We start from the raw sequence: 3,831 nt of genomic DNA, 5'->3' as shown, positions 1-3,831 counted from the left end.
GGCTTGCTCGCGAAGGCGGTGGGTCAGTCAACTGAAGCGTTGAATGTGATACCGCCTTCGCGAGCAAGCCCGCTCCCACAGGGGATTTCCATCAGCTGTCAGACCGAGGCCAGGACCAGATGCATGTACCGCGTCAGAATCCCGAGCATGTCCTGTTCGGCCAAAGGCTCGGCGTCGTTGAGCAGGCCCTGATATTCCATCCGTCCGATAATCGCCGTCAACACCTTGGCATCCTGCTGCGGTTCACGCGAGCCCAGCACCTGGAACAACTGGCAGGTGCCTTGCAGCAGAATCTGCTGATGCGAGCGCACCAGATCCGCCAGCCGCGGGTTGAGCAGCGCTTCCTGGCGGAACGCCTGCTCGGCCATCAGGTGCTCGCGGCGGTTGACCAGTTGCCGGTGCACGTAGTCAGCCATCAGCCGCGCGATGTCATCCGCCAGTTTCGAGCGCGACTCGGGGCTGCCGTCGCCACTGACGACCATCTCGCGCAGCAGGCCTTCGTTGTTGATCCACAGCTTGGCCATGTAGGCCGCGCTGCGTTCAACGTACTGGGCGAAGGTATCGGTGAGCAGGTCATCGATATCCTTGAAGTAATAAGTAGTGGCCGACAGTGGCACACCGGCCTCGGCCGCCACCGCACGGTGGCGCACGGCGCGCACGCCGTCACGCACGACAATGCGCATCGCCGCGTCGAGAATGTCCTGTCGACGCTGCTCACTGCCCTGTCGGCTGGCCTTGCGGCCTTGGTACTGAACACTTTCAGCGACCGCAGTGGCGATACCCGCTGCACCTTCTTGAGCGATTGCAACCATCACGACTGGACTTCCTCTGCTATTGCAAAATTAACCAATTGATACATTTGTACCAGACAGGCAATAAAAAGCCGCCTGTTTTAGGCGGCTTTTTAACTGAAACGTTTACGCTTGCGGTCGCATGTGGGGGAACAGGATCACATCGCGGATCGATGGCGAGTTGGTCAGCAACATCACCAGACGGTCGATGCCGATACCTTCACCGGCCGTTGGCGGCATGCCGTACTCCAGCGCGCGCACGAAATCGGCGTCGTAGTGCATGGCTTCGTCGTCGCCGGCGTCCTTGTCGGCCACCTGCGCCATGAAGCGCTCGGCCTGGTCTTCCGCGTCGTTCAACTCGGAGTAGGCGTTGGCGATTTCACGGCCGCCGATGAACAGCTCGAAACGGTCGGTGACGTTCGGGTTCTCGTCATTACGACGGGCCAGCGGCGACACTTCGAACGGGTACTGAGTGATGAAGTGCGGCTGCTCCAGCTTGTGCTCGACCAGCTCTTCGAAAATCATCACCTGCAGCTTGCCCAGACCTTCGAAGCCCAGCACCTTGGCGCCGGCCTTCTTGGCGATGGCGCGCGCCTTGTCGATGTCGTTCAGGTCATCGGCGGTCAGCTCAGGGTTGTACTTGAGGATCGAGTCGAACACCGACAGACGGGCAAACGGCTCGCCGAAGTGGAACACCTTGTCGCCGTACGGCACGTCGGTGCTGCCCAGCACCAGCTGTGCCAGTTCACGGAACAGTTCTTCGGTCAGGTCCATGTTGTCTTCGTAGTCGGCGTAAGCCTGGTAGAACTCCAGCATGGTGAATTCAGGGTTGTGACGCGTCGAAACGCCTTCGTTACGGAAGTTGCGGTTGATCTCGAACACTTTCTCGAAACCGCCAACCACCAGACGCTTGAGATACAGCTCAGGCGCGATACGCAGGAACATTTCCATGTCCAGCGCATTGTGGTGGGTTTCGAACGGCTTGGCTGCGGCGCCGCCAGGAATGGTCTGCAGCATCGGCGTTTCGACTTCGAGGAAGTCGCGCTTCATCAGGAAGCTGCGGATGTGCGCGATCACTTGCGAACGCACGCGGAAGGTCTGGCGCACGTCTTCGTTGACGATCAGGTCGACGTAACGCTGACGGTAGCGCTGTTCGGTGTCGGTCAGGCCGTGATGCTTGTCCGGCAGCGGGCGCAGCGACTTGGTCAGCAGGCGCACGTTGTTCATTTCGACGTACAGGTCGCCCTTGCCGGAACGCGCCAGGGTGCCTTCGGCGGCAATGATGTCGCCCATGTCCCAGGTCTTGACGGCGGCCAGGGTGTCTTCGGACAGGGTTTTACGGTTGACGTAGACCTGGATGCGACCGGTCATGTCCTGGATCACCATGAACGAGCCACGGTTGAGCATGATGCGACCGGCAACCTTGACCGGGATTGCAGCCTCGGCCAGCTCTTCCTTGGTCTTGTCCGCGTATTTCTTCTGCAGATCTTCGCAGTAGTTTTCGCGGCGGAAGTCGTTCGGGAAGGCGTTGCCCTTGGCGCGCTCGGCAGCCAGCTTTTCCTTGCGCAGGGCGATCAGGGAGTTTTCTTCCTGTTGCAGGGCTTGCGGGTCGAGTTGTTGGTCGCTCATGTCTTCAGATATTCCATCAGGTTCGTTGCCCCCGGACCTGGCGGCCCGGGAATCGCCAGCAGGGCTGGCTCCTACAGGGATCGCGTTGCATCAGCGACCCTGCGTGCGTCTTTTACAGCCCCGACTTCAGGCTGGCTTCCAGGTATTCGTCGATGTCGCCGTCGAGCACCTTGTCGCAGTCGCTGCGTTCAATGTTGGTGCGCAAGTCCTTGATCCGCGACGCGTCGAGCACGTACGAACGGATCTGATGACCCCAGCCGATGTCCGACTTGGTGTCTTCCAGCGCCTGGGAAGCGGCGTTGCGCTTCTGCATTTCCTGCTCGTACAACTTGGCCCGCAGCATTTTCATGGCGGTGTCCTTGTTGGCGTGCTGGGAACGCTCGTTCTGGCAGCTGACCACGGTGTTGGTCGGTACGTGAGTAATACGTACGGCCGAGTCGGTGGTGTTTACGTGCTGACCACCGGCACCGGAGGAACGATAGGTGTCGATCCGCAGGTCTGCCGGGTTGATTTCGATTTCGACCTTGTCGTCGATCTCTGGCGAGACGAAAACCGCAGAGAACGAGGTGTGGCGACGGTTGCCGGAGTCGAACGGGCTCTTGCGCACCAAGCGATGCACGCCGATCTCGGTACGCAGCCAGCCAAAGGCGTATTCGCCCTTGATGTGCACGGTCGCGCCTTTGATACCGGCGACTTCACCGGCCGACAATTCCATGATGGTCGCGTCGAAACCGCGTTTGTCCGCCCAGCGCAGGTACATGCGCAGCAGGATGTTGGCCCAGTCCTGGGCCTCGGTGCCGCCGGAGCCGGCCTGGATGTCCAGGTAGGCGTTGTTCGGGTCCATCTCGTGGCTGAACATGCGGCGGAATTCAAGCTTGGCGAGGTTTTCCTCGAGACGGGCCAGCTCGGCGACGACATCGCCCACTGCGCCTTCGTCGTTTTCTTCGACGGCCATATCCAGCAGGTCGCGGCAATCGGCCAGACCGGCGTTCAGCTCGTCGAGGGTGTCGACGATCTGCGCCAGCGCCGAGCGCTCGCGGCCCAGTTCCTGGGCATATTCAGGTTTGTTCCAGACACTCGGATCTTCAAGCTCGCGATTGACCTCGGTCAGACGCTCATGCTTTTGATCGTAGTCAAAGATACCCCCGAATAGTTTCGGAGCGCTCGGACAGGTCCTTGATGGTGTTCAGGATCGGGTTGATTTCCATGACGGGCAGCACTCGTTGGCGAACTTTTGAAAGCCGGCGAGTATAACGTAATCAGGCTGTCACGGCAGCCCGTCTGGCGGCTGTTGAGGCGATTCACTTGACATGGCCTGACGCAGATCCCTTGTGGGAGCGGGCTTGCTCGCGAAGGCGGTGTGTCATTAAGCATCGATGTCGACTGATACTCCGCATTCGCGAGCAAGCCC

Annotated in this window: 3 protein-coding genes; all 3 read right to left on the bottom strand. The window is 60.2% G+C overall.

Features of this window, described 5'->3' with window-relative positions; all coding sequences use genetic code 11:
• Positions 1 to 98: 98 nt before the first annotated feature.
• Positions 99 to 812, bottom strand: coding sequence for a TetR family transcriptional regulator (locus QMX91_RS29620; RefSeq protein ID WP_003222051.1), 714 nt, complete (start codon positions 810 to 812; stop codon positions 99 to 101).
• Between the two features lie 105 nt (positions 813 to 917).
• Positions 918 to 2,420, bottom strand: coding sequence for a lysine--tRNA ligase (gene lysS, locus QMX91_RS29615; RefSeq protein ID WP_282413807.1), 1,503 nt, complete (start codon positions 2,418 to 2,420; stop codon positions 918 to 920).
• A 112-nt stretch (positions 2,421 to 2,532) separates the two neighbouring features.
• Positions 2,533 to 3,628 (bottom strand): peptide chain release factor 2 gene (gene prfB / locus QMX91_RS29610; protein ID WP_098967418.1). Its coding sequence is split into 2 segments (ribosomal slippage): positions 2,533 to 3,555 and positions 3,557 to 3,628, totalling 1,095 coding nucleotides; the frame shifts between segments, so codons are not numbered across the junction.
• Between the last annotated feature and the right edge of the window lie 203 nt (positions 3,629 to 3,831).

This window comes from Pseudomonas sp. PS01299 (genome assembly GCF_029960145.1).
Taxonomy (GTDB): domain Bacteria; phylum Pseudomonadota; class Gammaproteobacteria; order Pseudomonadales; family Pseudomonadaceae; genus Aquipseudomonas; species Aquipseudomonas putida_A.
The sequence above is the reverse complement of the archived record's forward strand: the minus strand, read 5'-3'. Positions and strand labels throughout refer to the sequence as shown.

What these genes read in the sequence shown, in the direction of transcription:
- QMX91_RS29620 (WP_003222051.1), bottom strand. Translation starts at nt 812, where the DNA reads ATGGTTGCAATCGCTCAAGAAGGTGCAGCGGGTATCGCCACTGCGGTC.
- lysS (WP_282413807.1), bottom strand. Translation starts at nt 2,420, where the DNA reads ATGAGCGACCAACAACTCGACCCGCAAGCCCTGCAACAGGAAGAAAAC.